The organism is Tolypothrix campylonemoides VB511288_2, assembly GCF_045999855.1.
Lineage (GTDB): Bacteria > Cyanobacteriota > Cyanobacteriia > Cyanobacteriales > Nostocaceae > Scytonema > Scytonema bouteillei_A.
Genome location: NZ_JBFPMW010000008.1, coordinates 1 through 16650 on the forward strand (window position 1 = coordinate 1; position 16650 = coordinate 16650).

Below are 16650 nucleotides of genomic sequence, written 5' to 3' on the forward strand. Positions count from 1 at the left end.
AGGGTGTGACTAGCAGCTTGAAATCCGCTTTTTTCCCTAGATTGAAACGACTGTCTTAGCAGTGTAGGAAGAGATTCGTCAGATTTTATCTGATTTTGAAGATATTATTTCTTACGGAATTTATGAGAATTTTAAATATTTGAATTGGAAGAAAAATTTTCTAGTTATAAATGGGATATTTGTCTCATTAGGAAATTTATTCACGCTCTCTTTGCCAGAAACTTTAGGTAAAGATGGAGAGTGAGATAAGCACAACTGAACGGCTAATGCTGGAGCATAATACTACCGGAATGTAAAAAATATTTACTATGGTTACTAATAGCTAACTTGCGGATTAAATGCTTCTTTAAACCTGGGTATGTGGAGAAATAGAGAGGAATAAGTTGTACGCTTTTCACTCTCACCCAGTTTTGAATACAACTACAGAATCTAGTATGACTGATGAGCGATCGCCAGTCAGGTGGTCACTGATAATTGCCAAAGCAAGCAATTGAGTTTTCCCATGATAACTGCACGAGTCATTGAGTAAACTCTATTCAGTATGACTGATGAGCGATCGCCAGTCAGGGGATTATTTTTTTGCCATTGACCGTATTAACATTTGTGGTAGCCAAGAAAGATAATACTGTATTTGCTGTGCCTGACTGTACAGCGACAATAGCTTTGCCTCTTTTTGGAAATGATATGGTAGAAGCGATTTGAGAATTTTTTCAAATTTATTTCCCGCTACATTCGGAATTAAACCGCTCACAGAATAATGTTGTAAATGTGGAGGTAATTCCCAGTTAATTTTAGGGTCTGGCTCATGTATGACAGGTTCGACATTTCCCCGCCATGCAACTCCCATGATTTGCATGGTTTGATACACCATTGTGTTCCAGCCTTTTTCTTTCAAGTAGTTCAATCCTTGACCGACATCGGGAGAAGCTAAATCGTGAAATAAAATTAAGGCATCTTCTTCTGCAACTTGTTCGCAAATGATGGTATCCTCAAGCGGTGCTGGTGCTTCGTGATGACCGTCTATAAATATCAATGACCATTTTCGTTGCAATTTATTTGCTAACTCTTCTACTTTTTGAGGGCTACGTCCTGGTATTAAATTTACAGCTTCCTTCACCCCTGCTCGCTTCAACGAATCTGTGACGCTTTCATGAAATAATTGCTGGGATAGCATGGGGTCGATAACATCTAGCTCCACGCCTCCTAGAGCTAAATGACAAGCAGACCAACCCATCCAACAGCCTATTTCTAAAGCTTTTTTTCCTTGAAATTTTAAGGCTGTGTTGTAAAGAATATGAGCTTCATCTCTGCTGACAAATCCTACCCCCTTCTGTCGCTTATCAACGTACCAGTTATGAGCAATATTCCGGCGTAAGTAAAGCCAAAAGGAATCATATGTATTTCCTAAAATCATATTGGGAAAACATGAATCTGGTTGAATAATGGAAAATCCTGGTGAAACATAATCTCCCTCTGGCAATATACCGCCTTCTATCACTTTTACTGTTTTTTCAATCATTGAGATTCCTTGTACTACTCAAACTGGTTAGAGTCCTTGTTAATGGTGCTTAACAAGTCCACGGGTATCCATCTAGTATCGAAGGTTGCTATTACAAACAAAACGGGCAATATGCAGTATCTCGTCTCATATACTGTTATGCCCGCTCGTTGCTTCTAGTTTGATTTTCAGTACCAGCATGGAAATTTTACTTTTGTGCGTTTGATTATACTATGAGTCAAGTCAAAAACTGCGTTATAAGCTGCTGAGTAAATTGTCAGATTGGTTTTGAACGGTCTTGTGTTGCAGGTAGGCGCATTCCATGCGGGAGTAGTGCAGGCTTTTTTCTTTAGGTTGAGGATATTCGCGCCTCCCTGCTAGCAGTGTGCGATCGCTTTGGTAGCAAGTATAAAGCTTATCTATCTAGCATCTGTTACTTCCAGTCATTTTTAGGGCAATCTGTAATGGTATACCAGTACATTAAGTAGTTTATTGAATTAGGAAGGATATTTTATGCAACTCATTAGTTCGTTAAACATTAAAAATTCTGAGTATTTATCTAAAGACAGGCTCATCAGCTATCACCACCAGATGCGTCTAATATTTTCTCTTGGTCACCAAGTTAAAAACGTTCTGGAAATAGGAATTTTTAATTCTTTAATGACTCACTTACTAAAATCAAGCGGCTATAACGTTACGACTGCTGATATTGACCCGAGCTTAAGACCAGACTTGATTGTGGATTTGGCCAGCGATTTTTCACTACCAAAAGATACCTTCGATGCCATCGTACTTTTTCAAGTTTTGGAACACTTGCCCTACGAGCACTCAGAACAAGCCCTACAAAAACTTGCAGAAGCAACAAAGAGATTTGTGGTAATTTCTATTCCCTCATGCTCTCGATTTTTAGCTATCCAAGTGAGATTTGCCTATTTCCAACGACCAAGGCACTTGTTTCTCAACATACCAAAGTTTTGGAGCACAAAGCCCATATGTAACCAGCACTGCTGGGAGATGGGTTTAAAAGGATACCCTAAAAAGCGGATTTTAAATTCTGTCGCTAAGGCTGGTTTAACCGTCAAACAAGAATTTGTCGATCCTACCTACCCGTATCACTACTTTCTGGTAATGGAAAAACATAGTAAGTAATACTTAGACTGAACCCATCAAAACTCATAAGGAGTAGGGATATCCGAATAAGCGCTTGGGGGCAAACAATGCATAAAAAACGCACTACTCCTTTTGGTGGAGCATTAAAATTCTAATTGGTATAATGCTACATTCCCTGGTTTACCCCCTAGATGCGGAGGACTAGGGTATGATGCCAAGTGCGATCGTTTAAATTAATTGCATTGAAGATTACCAGTCATGCTAGAACAAGGCACTATCAGTATTCATACTGAGAATATTTTCCCAATTATCAAGAAGTCCCTTTACTCCGATCACGAAATCTTCTTACGGGAGTTGGTTTCCAATGCTGTAGACGCTATCCAAAAACTGAAGATGGTGTCCCGCGCAGGGGAGTATTCGGGGGAAATTGGCGAACCGGAAATTCAAATTGCCATAGACAAGGATAAAAAAACCTTATCTATCACCGATAACGGTATCGGGATGACGGCGGAGGAAGTTAAGAAGTACATCAACCAAGTTGCCTTCTCAAGTGCTGAGGAATTTATCCAGAAGTATGAAGGCAAATCCGACCAGCCAATTATCGGTCACTTTGGTCTTGGTTTCTACTCGTCCTTTATGGTGGCGCAGAAGGTCGAAATCGATACTCTGTCCTATAAAGAAGGGGCTCAAGCAGTTCACTGGAGTTGTGACGGTTCTCCACAGTTCACTTTGGAAGAGTCATCCCGTACAACCTTGGGTACAACAATAACTCTAACCTTGCAAGAGGAAGAACTGGAGTACTTAGAAACCGCCCGCATCAAACAACTTGTTAAAACTTACTGTGACTTTATGCCCGTACCCATCAAACTTGATGGTGAGGCAATCAACAAGCAAAGGGCAGTGTGGCGGGAGACTCCCAGTAGTTTGAGTAAAGAAGATTATTTAGAGTTTTACCGCTATCTGTATCCTTTCCAAGAAGAACCGTTGCTCTGGGTGCATCTAAACACAGATTATCCTTTCATTATCAACGGTATTTTGTACTTCCCCAGGTTAAAGCCGGATGTTGATGTGACGAAAGGGCAGATTAAGCTATTCTGCAATCAAGTTTTTGTCAGCGACCACTGTGAAGAAATTATTCCACAGTTCCTGCTGCCAATGCGGGGTGTGATTGACAGTACTGATATTCCTTTGAACGTATCGCGGAGTGCTTTGCAAACCGATCGCACCGTGCGGAAAATTGGCGATTATATTGCTAAAAAAGTGGGCGATCGCCTGAAGGAACTCTACCGCGACAATCGCGAACAGTACGTCAGTGCTTGGAAAGACTTGGGTACTTTCGTCAAATTTGGCGTTCTCAATGACGAGAAATTTAAGAAACAAGTGGAAGACATTATTGTTTTCCGCAGTACCTATCAACCAACCAGCAGCCCGCAACCAGCAGCTAACCCAACAGTTGAAGTTGAGGTACAATCTCAAGAAGGTGATGTGTGGCAAGACGTAACTCCCAGTTCTGAGTCTTCAGCCCCAACTTCCCAGTTACCCTACACTACCTTGAAAGAGTATCTGGAGCGCAACAAAGAACGTCACGAAAACCGTGTCTTCTACGCTACCGATGAAGCGTCGCAAGCGACTTACATAGAGCTGCATAAAAACCAAGGTTTGGAAGTCCTGTTTATGGACTCCTTCATCGACACCCACTTTATTAACTTCTTAGAGCGGGAATATAATGATGTCAAATTTACACGGGTAGATTCTGACTTAGACAACACCTTGCTGGATAAAGACCAAGATAAGGAGATTGTCGATCCAAAGACAAACAAAACTCGGAGTGAAACTGTTAAAGAGCTCTTTGAGAAAGCTCTTAACAAACCCAAGGTGAATATCCGCACCGAAGCATTGAAAGCAGACGATCCTCAAGGGACACCACCAGCCATGGTGCTTTTGCCAGAAATCTTACGCCGCTTGCGGGAAATGAATGCTTTAATGCAGCAACAGCAAGCAGAGTTTCCTGAAGACCATATTTTGCTGGTCAACACATCTCACCCACTGATTCAAAATTTGGCAAGTCTCAGTCAAAGCAGTATTATTCAAGGGGAAGGCGAGTCACCTACCGGACAGCTTGTGAAAATGATTTGCCAACACATCTACGATCTGGCACTTATGTCTCAAAAAGGTTTTGATGCTGAAGGAATGAAATCTTTTGTTGAGCGTTCTAACGAAGTGCTTACCAAGCTGACTCAAGAAGCAACAAAGTAGGGGTTGCAAAGCCTGTGATGTCCTGTAGTTCATACCAAATCGGTTGCGATCGCCTAGCGATAGAAATCGCGGCTACACTAATGAAGTCCGCACAAGCAGACTAAATTATGAAGGATGTAAATCCTTATTTGGTATGGAAAGAGGATAATTCCTAGTTCCCAGGCTCAGCCTAGGAACATCTATTATGAGGCTCTGCCTCATATTTTTACACCAAGGTAACGTATTAGCCCAAAAATCCGGACAAACTGCCACCCACTGAGCGAACAATTCTATACAATAAGAGATCGTGCCCAAAAAAATCGGAGTACTTTGATATGTCTCGTCGCTGCGAATTAACTGGTAAGAAGGCAAACAACGCCTTCGCAATTTCCCACTCTCACCGTCGTACCAAACGCCTTCAGCAAGTCAACCTGCAAACTAAGCGTATTTGGTGGGAAGGAGGAAATCGTTGGGTGAAAATGCGTTTATCGACCACAGCCATCAAAACCCTTGATAAGAAAGGGTTGGAAGCCATGGCGAAAGAAGCTGGAATTGACCTCAGCAAATACTAAGACAACCGATCTTTCCCACTCAAGCTCTAAAGTATCTTCTACAGCCTCCCCCCGTCGGGGAGGTTTTTAATATCTTAATATTCCTTTTTGACTCAACTGATATCTTTTGTTACTAGGTGGGTAACATAGACTTACTATCTAACATTATCTTCATGAAGTTCTTTGCTTTGAAACACATCTTTGCAAAGTTCATGTAAACCTATGGTGTTATTATTCTTTTTCAGCTATAAATTAGGTAATTCTAATAACATTAGTGTTTTCTAAGAAGCTGAAAAAAAATACCCATGCTTGAAGAAAATTGTTTGGTACTGCTATAAACCGTCCATCTTAGTGATGCAGGGTAAATAAGTAGTATCAAGAACTTTATATTTGCCAGCATCTTTTGTTAGGCGCAGTTCAACAATAGTAAACATTTTAAAGAAACCAGCATTAAATCTCTTGACAGGGAAGTGGCTATGAAGCGAAATAGCAAGTTAGTCAAGGCTACGAGAAATTTCTACCAAAAGCTTTGCAGTTCCTCTCCATTAACAATTAAAGAGCAAAGTTTGTGGCTGCTGCGAGCTTTCTTAGTTACCAGAAAACAGCCCGAGTGGGTGAATGCTGGTTTTGTGCTGCCAACAGTCGCAATGGTAGCTTTGGTTGTTGTACTGCTGACAACAGCAATTTTATTCCGGTCTTTTGAAAGATCCAAAAATGCTAGTAATGTTAGAGTTAATGAAGCAACTCTTAATGCTGCTGCACCTGCTATAGATAGAGTAAGAGCTAAGTTAGACGCTTTATTTAACGATCCAACATTACCAAGGGGAACACCTTCTGATAACGCTTTATACGATGCTCTTAAGAAAGACAAGTACAGACTTGGTGATGAAACGCGTCTAAAGTTGGCTTATAACTTTAACGGAACAGCAGGTATCCAAACACCTAGTACTCTAGAAGATGATGAAACTTTAAAAACTGTTTGGAGATTCCCCGTTGATACAGATAACAACGGAAAATACGATAGCTATACATTATATGGACTATACTTCCGCACACCAAGTAGAGATTCCTCCACGGGTAATTTTAATCGTAAACGAAATCCTCTAGAAGCTAGAACTCCACCAATGGACAATAGCGCAACCAACTCCCAATGTGCTAAAGCCGCAGGTTTTTCTAGCTTAGTGGGTAATTCTAATTGGTACAAACTGCAATCTGGCAATTTAGGTAAAAGCTTTTTTGTTTACACCGTTAATGTACCAATTACTCCCTCAGAATATAGTAGCTTGCCTTCAACATCAACACTTCAATATGAACCTTCCCAATCCAATAGTGAAGCTTACAAAGGTAATAAAGGTTTTGTCGCATTAGAGTTTCAACAAGATCGGGCTCGTATTCCCCTTGTGTACAACGCAGTTTGGTATGAGAACGATCTAGAAATCATAACTGGTGCTACAGCGCTAACCTTAAATGGAAGAATACATACGAATGGCAATTTACTAGTTGGTGTTACTGAAAATGCAGGTAATATGACCTTGCGGCAAGTCAGCAGTAAAACTTCCTGTTTTTATAACCAAGAAAATGGACAGATTACTGTAGGAGGAAACGTAGGAAATGGAAGCCTCGGACAAACTTCTGTTAAAGGAGTAACCGTTGATCTTTATAGAGGTTATGGTGAAGCTATCAGTAGTGCTGAAATTAGCAGCACTAATAGATCAACAGATAGTAATGGTGGCGCTTTAATCGGATTCAATGATGCAGCGTTTAACCAACGCATTGCTGCAATGAAGATTTCTGCACTCGCGCTATGTACAACTTGTAATAGTGCCACAACCACTACTAACTTCAAAACAGCTGTTGCAGCAGCTACATATTACCCAGCAGACGTGAGGAGTAATGTTGCTCAGAAAGTTCAAGATACTGATACTCTAGATGATGCCAAAAAAACCCTTTCTACTGAAATAGAACTTTACTTAAAACAGCGTACCCGAAGAGTACCCTTTGCCGAGGTTTCAGACGTTACTGGTTCCACGACTTTTGCTGGCTTCAATACCACAGATGGCTTAGAAGTTCCGCAATCCTGGAGAGAGCCAATCAACTCTAGTAACCAATTAACTGGTATAACTCCAGCAATCACGCTAGCAACACAACAACTTAATGCAGTTTTTCCAACTTTTCAAAAGAAAAGAGGTATTCAGTTTTATTTGGGCGATCGCGTTTTCATTGGTAACAACCTACCTGCTAAATGGAAACAGGCTGACGGCAAATATGTTGGTTTAGAGGCTAACCAATACATAAAAAATAGTAGTGGTACTGCAATCAAATGGACAGAACCACCAACTCCAGAACCTCAGCAGGATGAATCAAGATGGCGCAACACTCAAATACAATCCATTGCAGACCTCGGTATATCAGAACGGGGTAAATTCTGGGAACAGAAAGCAGCAGAAAACCCTGCTAATCCCTTAGACAGTGTAGGCGGAGTGAGGATTGTGACTGGTGCGGGCATCTATGTTGATGGTTCTGGTGCTTCTAATTTAACAACTGGTCCATTTTACGGTCGTCAAGATTATTCATTTTTACCCATTCCAAATGCTGCTGATAACACGGTTGTTTGGCCCGATACTATGCCAATGAGTAGTCCTACTTCTACATTTAAAGGCGATTTACTGATGCGGGCAACAGCAGTCTACCACTTCAAAATAGAATCCGGCATTGCCCAAACACCAGTTGCTTGTGTTAGTAGCTACTTTGATCCTACTGATGCCACAACTGCTAAAAACAGAGTCAATATTGATGGTGGATATGGGATAGATACAGCCAATGGTCGGTCAAATAACGGTGTTGTTTATGATTACCCATCAAATGGAAGAAGTACATTCTTTAACACTTACAAAACTCGTCTTGTAAGACAAGGAAACTTAAAGTATCCAAATGGGCGTTGGGTTAATAAGCCCTTGAAAGATGCCCTTGACAAAATTGGCTCTGGTTCTTCAGTTCCCAATACAGGTTTAGAATTTGCTCACTACTCAGCAATTGACACAGCGCTTTGTGCTATTTCCATTCTTGCTGGTGCTTCCCCAGCAACCACTCTAACAAACAAGCCTCCTCATGGTGCAATCAAGGAAGCATCATTTGTAGACGGTAGAGAAGTTAAACAAATTAGTCCGTTGGATACCTCAACGAGCACTTCTACCACTGACACAACAACAACATATGACCTAGATTTAGAGCAGCGCCAACCTTTGGAAGTCAGAGTCACAGACATTGATTTGGGTCTACTAGCTAGAACACCAATTATACAAAGTGGCAGTACAACCGATTACTTTTTGCCATATAGCGGTATTATTTATGCCACTCGAGATGATGGCTTGCGGGATGAAAGTACTCCAGGTTCAGAATCACAGTTACTAAGCCCAACAGATTTTAGGCTTGACCCCACTCGTCGTCCCAATGGTATTCGCCTCATCAATGGTGCGACATTGGCAAGAGACCCTAGTACTAATCAAAATAAGTACGAGCCCAAAGAAAAAGGTCTGATTTTAGCAACGGATTTGCCTGCATATATTAAAGGTGCCTTCAATATACATCGTACAAGTACTACGAGCACTACAGAAATTGAAGAATTTACACAAACAGAAACGGGTACGCCCTCTACTCCTTTCTACGATCGCAGTACTCCTGAGACAAAATTTGCTTGTCGTATTAATAGGACTGGCTGTTCAAATGTTGTGGGTGAAGGTGATTACTGGCGACCAGCGACTATCATCGCTGATGCTATGACGCTTTTATCAAATACTTTTCAAGAAGGTTTTCGCTCTCAAGGAGACTATGACCTCAATAACAACACTGGTATTCCCCTCGAGAGCAATTTAGTGCCCTCTAATTTAAATAACTTATCCTCAACTAACTTAACTACTGTCTTACCAGCTGGGTTAGATACTAGAAGAAGATCCCGTCTCAAAAATGGCTTTTGGGAAAACAACTATGTTACTAGTGCAAATTGGTGGCAAACAACTGGTAATAAAAATTTCCCCTTGGCAAATTCAGGCTCCTATCTGATGAATGGAGTTACGCCAATTCAACGACGGATAGATAGTAACCCTATGTACGTCATGGAGATGTGTCGTCAGGAAGTGATTGAGCAATGTACACCTGATAATTGGGTTGTAGGATTTGATATCAATGGGAATGGCAATTTAAATGACACTGTTAGCGGAATTATTGAGAAAGATGTGAAGGCGAATCAGTTAGGAAAAGCGATTGCTATTGCCAAAGCTAACTCAAGTCTTGGTGGTGCTGACAATATCGTTAATAATACCGAATCTGGAGGCTGGGATACTCAATTCACTAGCAGTAATAGCTCCGGTAACAAGAGCATTAGACAAAGACTTGGCGCAGGTGATACAGGTAGCACAGCTTTGGTTGCAACAGATCGACGCTATCCCCGTCGAGTTGCCTTTGCCCGTAATGCAACTAATCAGCTAGTTGAAACTAGTTCTGGTGTATACAAACCTATTGGAGTAGGTTGTCCTTTAGACACAACGGGCACGGCTTTCAACAACAATGGATGTACTTATACAACTGGTACTCGCAATCCGGGTGAGCACTATGGAATTACAGGTGATAGTGCTCTGTTGTTTAGAACAACAAGTTCTGGTACCAATCCAAGTACTAACCCAACTATTAACAACAACCAATCCCTATTTTACTACCCTCCTATTGATGCTGATGGTAATGGTAGCTCCGATCTAGATGGTCAACCGCTCTTAGTGCCAGTTTTACAGATTCACGATGCAAACGCTACATTTTCATCTGGGCAGGTATCTCTAAGACAGGATCAAACAACTGCTCTTCAAGAGGACTTTAGAACTAAATGGACACAAGTAGCTACGACTAACACAACATTTAACGCAACATTTGTAGTAGGAAATAGTCCCAGCAGACCCTCTGAAGTTTCATCTGGTTTGCAAAACTTTGTAAGGTTTTTAGAAAACTGGAGGAACATAGATGTCAAAATCAGCGGTAGCTTTATTCAGTTGACGCGAAGCGCCTTTGCTACAGCACCTCTAGCACCAATTTTTACAGCTAGACAATCAACAAATAACAATGCTACTGCAACTGATAATCTCAGCATTTTTGACTTCTTAGTAGATTCTTACCCGACTCCAAACGTAAATGGTATTTCTCCTTTCTACACACCGCCAAATAGAAGGTGGGGTTTTGATGTTGGGCTGTTGTCTGAACAACCAGACTTATTCGCTCAAAGATTTACTACACCTCCAACAAGTCGTCCAAATGAATTTTTTAGGGAAGTAGGTCGAGATGACCCTTGGGTTCAAGCATTACTTTGTGCAGGTAAGGCTAGTAACGTAACTGGAATTGTAGGTGGAACAACGCCCACAGTCTCTTACAGTCGTGCAGTGTCTCCCGAATACTACTCCAATAGTTGCGAGAGCGTACCAAATAATTGACAAACAGGTTCAGATACTAGGTAAATTGCCATGATGATAGGGAAATACACTAGCCGCAAAAGACTACAGGTAATTTTAGTCAACAAAATAGCAGCGCCTTTCCTACAAGCTAACCAAGCAGGGTTCACAATTATTGAATCTTTAATAGCACTTATGGTAGTAAGCATTTTGCTAGCAGCGATCGCACCAGTTATTACCCTGTCAGTGGCAACGCGTGTTCAATCTCGACGAGTGGAGCTAGCAACCCGAGCTGCCAAAACTTACATTGATGGGGTAAGAACAAAACAAATTCTAGCCCCAGCTCCCCCAGGCAGTACTACTACACTATCGAATTTCAGCGCACCGACAGCATCAGGAAGCTTTAGCTGTACTGCAAACTCCTACTGTACAAACACAGCGACAGCATCAACTCCACCAACTAATTTATATTGTGTTGATTTTGATGGCTCTGGTACTTGTGAAGGAACTAGTACCACAGATATGGTTGTGCAAGCTTTTCGTCCAGACAGCAACGATCCTGCTATGGGCTACTCTTTAGGGGTGCGAGTTTATAGAGCAGATGCATTTAGGCTAAACACAACTTTGCTTAAAAATACTTCCACAACCAAAGTAACACAAAATCCTTTTACTGGAGGTGCAGGTAAACGCTCTGCACCTTTGGTGGAAATGACAACAGAGATTAACGATGCTGTACCTAAGTATGGTGACCTTTGTACCCGTCTTGGTGGTTGCAATTAAATGTTGAATTGGAGAGGAACTTTATCAAAAAAAGGAACTGCAGTATGAAGACTTTATTGAGATTCATCTTGAGCACTCAATTCAAATGCGCCAAAGTAAACAAAAAAATAAGCGGTTTTACTCTGATTGAACTTTTAGTCGCTATGATTCTTGCAGCGCTCGTCATCACACCTTTAATGGCGTTTATGATTAATGTTATGGACAGCGAGCGTAAAGAACAAGCAAAAGTAACCACTGAGCAAGAAATACAAGCAGCCCTTGATTACATAGCTCGTGACTTACAGCAAGCAGTATACATTTATGATGCAGATGGAGTGACAAGGAACAACAATAGTTCAAATACTTCCTTGTCAGGAATTCAAGATCAAATACCACCAGTCAAGTCTACTACTGGTTGTAGCCCTACTAGTACTAACAATACAAGTGTTTGTACACCCGTACTTGTTTTTTGGAAGCGAGAGTTTTTAGCCAATAGTGTTGGAGTCACAGCCGCCACTCAAACGGCACAAGCAACAACAGATGATGGCTTTGCTTACTCATTAGTAGCATACTACTTGATTACTAACCCCAGTTCAACCTCTCCTTGGTCTCCTGCTGCAAGGATTGCAAGATTCAGAATTCGAGGAGCAGTGAACGCAGCATTTGCTAACTCAACAGGAAATGATAGTAGCAAAAGCGCAGGCTTTAAGCCACCACCATTAGATCTTAACATTAGTGGTGCGGAGCTAAAAGACAAGATGAACCAGTGGAAAACTGGATTAGGTGCTGGTGCTAGTTACGATCAACCTGCATTGACTTTAGTAGATTACGTAAGTACCACTGGGCCTGCGGTTACTTGTCCTACTGGTACACAAGGTATAGGAAGTAGCGGTTTTTACGCTTGTGTAAATGCGAGAGAGCTATTGGCAAGAGTGTACATAAGAGGTACTGCTATGGCTCGTCTCAATAATAACAATGGTGCTTCTTATACAAATAAAAATTCTACTTATTTTCCTAGTGCAAGTATCCAGGTGCAAGGACGTGGATTTTTATCTCCTCAATAACCTTTACAAATGCAGTTAATAGATAAAAAAGTTGTATGTACAAAGTAGCTTTACTGTTGGTACTAGAGAAAATTACTAAAGAGCAGCAATATTTGAGAAATCAATCTTGCCATATAACTAAACACCGCCACAGTGACTATGGTTTCTCATTACTAGAAATCTTAGTAGCTGTGCTAATGATAGGAATTTTAGCTGCGATTGCAGCACCAGGTTGGCTTGCCTTTGTTAATCGGCAAAGGGTTAATAAAGCTAATGATGCTATCTTAACAGCTCTACAACAAGCTCAAAGAGAAGCTAAAAAGAATAAACGTACTTACAGCGTTAGTTTTAGAAATGACAATGGTATCCCTAAAGTAGCGATTCATTTTAATACTAGTCCACCTGCAACTACCAATCCAATCTGGAAACCTTTAGGTGAGGATATGACATTTAAATCAGGACAAGTTTTACTATATTCCAATCTTGATTCCAGCACTTACAATAAACTAGTTTCCACTGGTAATGTGAACTACACTCCTTCATCAGGAACTGGTTCTCTTGGTACAATTACGTTTGATTACATGGGAGCTTTACTAGATGCGAGTGCGTTATCACAACAGCTTGGTTTAAAAATTGCTGTAGCTACACCCAATTCCGGAAATTACTCCGCAACTGATAGACTAAAGCGATGTGTCGTTGTAGAAACTCTACTTGGGGGAATGCGAACAGGAAAGAATAGTAACAACTGTAATTAAAGAACTGCTTTAGAAAAAAAAAATAAAATTTTCAATAGAAATACGGAACCTGAAACTGCACCTTAAGCGCAAACTTAAAATATGAGATGCAGTTTCTAGGTTCTATATATGTATATAACATCTTAGTAACAATTAAGTTTCAAAACCTGTATGACTGTTCGTTTTACTTATATGTAAGTAAATTAACCTATTTGCCAACATGGTACTTACCCGATTGATATAGAAATACTTTAAGGTTTCAACTATGACTGGGTGCCTTGACTTTACTGTAGCTATCCCAACTTATAACGGTGAAAGTCGTTTGCCTGAGCTATTAGAACGATTGAGAAATCAACTAAATACCGAAGATATATCTTGGGAAATTATAGTTGTAGATAATAACAGCACGGATAATACTGCTATTGTTGTTAAAAATTATCAAGCTTCTTGGCAATGTCCCTATCGTCTCAAGTACTGCTTTGAAGCACAACAAGGAGCCGCTTATGCCAGACAACGGGCAGTTGAAGAAGCTCAAGGTACTTTAATAGGTTTTCTTGATGACGACAATTACCCAGCATTAGATTGGGTAGCAGCTGCTTACGCTTTTGGTCAAAACAACCCAAAAGCAGGAGCTTATGGTAGCCAGGTTCATGGTGAATTTGAAGTTGAACCTCCAGAAAATTTTGAGAAAATAGCTTGTTTTTTAGCCGTTATTGAGAGGGGTATAAAACCTCATCGTTATGAGCCTTATATGAAAGTTTTACCTCCTGGTGCTGGCTTAGTAGTCCGAAAAGAAGCTTGGTGTAAAACAGTCCCTAAACGTCTTGTGTTAAATAATAAGGGTAAAGAAGCTGGTTTAGCTAGTGAAGATTTAGAAGCCGTATTATATATTCAGTTGGGTGGTTGGGAAATTTGGTATAACCCAGAAATGCATATTGATCATCAAATTCCAGCATGGCGATTGCAAAAAGAATATTTAATTTGTTTGTTCCGCTGTGTTGGTTTGAGTAAGCATCACCTGCGTATGTTAAGAACGCAACCTTGGAAAAGACCTTTAGCAAGTGTGGGATACTTAGTTAATGATTTACGCAAAATCATTACTCACTTGGTTAAATACCGAGGCGCAATTCAAAATAACTTAATTGCTGCCTGTGAAATGGAACTGTTAATCAGCAGTTTGATCAGCCCTTTCTTTCTGTTAAAAATTAAACATTTTAATAATTATTTTTAGTTCACAATAGGAGTGTTAAAAATATATGGAAAATGTTTCTTTAGACTTTACCGTAGCTATTCCTACATACAATGGAGAAAGCCGCTTACCAAAAGTTCTGGAACATTTGCGAGGGCAAACCGAAGTAGAAAACATTAAGTGGGAAGTTATTGTCATTGACAATAATAGTAATGATAAGACGGCGGAAGTGATTCGAGAGTACCAAAAAAGCTGGAATCATGATTTTCCATTGAAGTACTTTCTGGAAAAAAACCAAGGTATTACTTATGCAAGAGTGCGTGCTATCTGCGAAGCTAAAGGAAAACTGATTGGATTTATAGATGATGATATTCACCCCGCCTCACATTGGGTGAAAGAAGCATTTATATTTGGTAAAGAGCACCCCCAGGCAGGTGCATGGGGAGGTCAAATTCATGGTAATTTTGAAGTTGAACCTCCAGAAAATTTTACAAGAATAAAAAGTTTTTTTGCTATTAGAGAACGGGGTTCAGAACCACATTTATATGATCCAGTCAATTTAAGCCTCCCTCCTGGTGCAGCACTAGTTTTTCGTCAAGAGGCTTGGCAGAAAAGTATTCCCAAACAGCTAATTTTTAAGGGAAGGTTAGGTAAGTTAAAGTTAGCGGGTGATGATTTTGAATTATTACTTCACCTACATAAATCAGGATGGGAAATTTGGTACAATCCAGCCATGCATACTTATCATCAAATACCGCAATGGCGGCTTGAAAGAAATTATTTAGTAACTTTAGCTCGTGGTTGTGGTCTTTGTGTATGTCAATTACGTTTTATTAATACAAATAATTGGCTGAAACCTATAATTTTTATCAAGATTTTTTTAGGTGGCTTACGAAGAATGCTGCGTCACATTATCAAGTATAAAGTGAAATTTAAAAATGATGTTATTGAAAATTTTGAATTTGAATTTTATCTAAGTAGTACGATAAGCCCTTTCTATACTTTAATAAGTTGTATCACTGAGTATTTAATTAATATTTTAAAATTTAACTATGAATAGTATTCAAACTCTTCAAAAAATATCTGTTATTATACCTGCTTATAATAGTGCAAAAACAATTCTAGAAACTATTGAATCTGTTTTAAAACAAACTTTTAATAATTTTGAAATTCTTGTCATCAATGATGGCTCGCAAGATTCTACTTTAGCTCTTGTTTCAGAGGTTAAAGACGACCGAATAAAAGTATTTTCTTATTCTAATGCTGGTGCAAATGTTAGCCGTAACAGGGGACTATACCATGCAGTTGGAGATTATGTTAGTTTTTTAGATGCAGATGATCTCTGGACACCAGACAAGCTAGAATTGCAATTGCAAGCTTTGCAAGAAAATGAAAATGCAATGGTTGCTTATAGTTGGACAGATTATATTGATGAAAAGAGTAACTTTTTACTTTCAGGAACTCATATTGCTGAGAACGGTAATGTCTATGAAAAACTATTAGTAATTAATTTTTTAGAAAGTGGTTCCAATCCCTTAATACGAAGAGAATCTTTAATCAAATTAGGTGGATTTGATGAATCTCTAACTGCTGCTCAAGATTGGGATATGTGGTTGCGATTAGCTTTTGATTATCAATTTGTGGCTGTACCGAAAGTACAAATTTTATACCGTAAAAGTGGTAATTCTCTATCATCTAATCTTGCCAGACAAGAAAAAGCCTGCTTGTTAGTGCTTAATAAAGCTTATAGCAATAGCCCTGCTTCAACACAATCTCTTCGGCATCAAAGCTTAGCAAATCTATATAAATATCTTAGTTGTAAAGCCTTAGAACAACCTTTTAATCGACATAAAGGTAAAGCTGCAGGTATATTTTTAATGAAATATGTTATCCATAACTCTTCTAGACTTAAGTATGCCAAAATGACATTAATAATGTTGCTGAAAATTATTCTAATTATTTCGTTACCTGAAATTTTATCAACAGCGGTACTGAAAGGTATAAATAAAAAATTTACTAACAAAACAAAAAATAATCAATAAGAATTGAGTCAGGATGAGAAGTTAAATAATAAATATGCTTTTCAAGATTTAAAATAAATT

Annotated in this window: 11 protein-coding genes; 10 read left to right on the forward strand and 1 reads right to left on the reverse strand. The window is 39.6% G+C overall.

Annotated elements, in window-relative coordinates:
* Positions 1-571: 571 nt before the first annotated feature.
* Positions 572-1519, reverse strand: a complete 948-nt coding sequence (locus AB0756_RS22940; RefSeq protein WP_038074086.1) for a class I SAM-dependent methyltransferase — start codon at positions 1517-1519, stop codon at positions 572-574.
* A 492-nt stretch (positions 1520-2011) separates the two neighbouring features.
* On the opposite strand from AB0756_RS22940, the gene AB0756_RS22945 reads away from it, so the two are divergent.
* From AB0756_RS22945 to AB0756_RS22990, 10 genes are all read left to right on the forward strand, one after another.
* Positions 2012-2647 carry a class I SAM-dependent methyltransferase gene (locus AB0756_RS22945; protein ID WP_038074084.1) on the forward strand — a complete coding sequence of 212 codons (636 nt, stop codon included), beginning with the start codon at positions 2012-2014 and terminating at the stop codon, positions 2645-2647.
* A 219-nt stretch (positions 2648-2866) separates the two neighbouring features.
* The gene (htpG, locus tag AB0756_RS22950) at positions 2867-4864 is read left to right on the forward strand and encodes a molecular chaperone HtpG (protein ID WP_038074081.1); all 1998 of its coding nucleotides are present in this window, start codon (positions 2867-2869) and stop codon (positions 4862-4864) included.
* A 314-nt stretch (positions 4865-5178) separates the two neighbouring features.
* Positions 5179-5415, forward strand: coding sequence for a 50S ribosomal protein L28 (gene rpmB / locus AB0756_RS22955; protein ID WP_038074078.1), 237 nt, complete (start codon positions 5179-5181; stop codon positions 5413-5415).
* 455 nt (positions 5416-5870) lie between these two features.
* Positions 5871-10865 carry a hormogonium polysaccharide biosynthesis protein HpsA gene (gene hpsA, locus AB0756_RS22960; RefSeq protein WP_038074074.1) on the forward strand — a complete coding sequence of 1665 codons (4995 nt, stop codon included), beginning with the start codon at positions 5871-5873 and terminating at the stop codon, positions 10863-10865.
* A gap of 30 nt (positions 10866-10895) precedes the next feature.
* The gene (hpsB, locus tag AB0756_RS22965) at positions 10896-11603 is read left to right on the forward strand and encodes a hormogonium polysaccharide secretion pseudopilin HpsB (RefSeq protein WP_082051581.1); all 708 of its coding nucleotides are present in this window, start codon (positions 10896-10898) and stop codon (positions 11601-11603) included.
* 44 nt (positions 11604-11647) lie between these two features.
* A complete protein-coding gene (hpsC, locus tag AB0756_RS22970; protein WP_038074071.1) occupies positions 11648-12646 on the forward strand; it encodes a hormogonium polysaccharide secretion pseudopilin HpsC in 999 nt (332 codons plus the stop codon).
* A gap of 35 nt (positions 12647-12681) precedes the next feature.
* Positions 12682-13380 carry a prepilin-type N-terminal cleavage/methylation domain-containing protein gene (locus AB0756_RS22975; RefSeq protein WP_082051582.1) on the forward strand — a complete coding sequence of 233 codons (699 nt, stop codon included), beginning with the start codon at positions 12682-12684 and terminating at the stop codon, positions 13378-13380.
* 244 nt (positions 13381-13624) lie between these two features.
* A complete protein-coding gene (gene hpsE / locus AB0756_RS22980) occupies positions 13625-14590 on the forward strand; it encodes a hormogonium polysaccharide biosynthesis glycosyltransferase HpsE (protein WP_050045173.1) in 966 nt (321 codons plus the stop codon).
* 25 nt (positions 14591-14615) lie between these two features.
* Positions 14616-15608 carry a hormogonium polysaccharide biosynthesis glycosyltransferase HpsE gene (gene hpsE, locus AB0756_RS22985; RefSeq protein WP_038074068.1) on the forward strand — a complete coding sequence of 331 codons (993 nt, stop codon included), beginning with the start codon at positions 14616-14618 and terminating at the stop codon, positions 15606-15608.
* Complete coding sequence (locus AB0756_RS22990) at positions 15601-16590, forward strand: glycosyltransferase (protein ID WP_038074065.1); 990 nt, start codon at positions 15601-15603, stop codon at positions 16588-16590. Before hpsE (AB0756_RS22985) ends, AB0756_RS22990 begins: the two co-directional genes overlap by 8 nt.
* Positions 16591-16650 lie beyond the last annotated feature (60 nt).

Bases quoted from the DNA above. Each gene is read 5' to 3' on its own strand.
- hpsB (WP_082051581.1), top strand. From the start codon at position 10,896: ATGATGATAGGGAAATACACTAGCCGCAAAAGACTACAGGTAATTTTA.
- AB0756_RS22990 (WP_038074065.1), top strand. From the start codon at position 15,601: ATGAATAGTATTCAAACTCTTCAAAAAATATCTGTTATTATACCTGCT.
- hpsE (WP_050045173.1), top strand. From the start codon at position 13,625: ATGACTGGGTGCCTTGACTTTACTGTAGCTATCCCAACTTATAACGGT.
- AB0756_RS22940 (WP_038074086.1), bottom strand. From the start codon at position 1,519: ATGATTGAAAAAACAGTAAAAGTGATAGAAGGCGGTATATTGCCAGAG.
- htpG (WP_038074081.1), top strand. From the start codon at position 2,867: ATGCTAGAACAAGGCACTATCAGTATTCATACTGAGAATATTTTCCCA.
- hpsE (WP_038074068.1), top strand. From the start codon at position 14,616: ATGGAAAATGTTTCTTTAGACTTTACCGTAGCTATTCCTACATACAAT.
- AB0756_RS22975 (WP_082051582.1), top strand. From the start codon at position 12,682: ATGTACAAAGTAGCTTTACTGTTGGTACTAGAGAAAATTACTAAAGAG.
- AB0756_RS22945 (WP_038074084.1), top strand. From the start codon at position 2,012: ATGCAACTCATTAGTTCGTTAAACATTAAAAATTCTGAGTATTTATCT.
- hpsC (WP_038074071.1), top strand. From the start codon at position 11,648: ATGAAGACTTTATTGAGATTCATCTTGAGCACTCAATTCAAATGCGCC.
- hpsA (WP_038074074.1), top strand. From the start codon at position 5,871: ATGAAGCGAAATAGCAAGTTAGTCAAGGCTACGAGAAATTTCTACCAA.
- rpmB (WP_038074078.1), top strand. From the start codon at position 5,179: ATGTCTCGTCGCTGCGAATTAACTGGTAAGAAGGCAAACAACGCCTTC.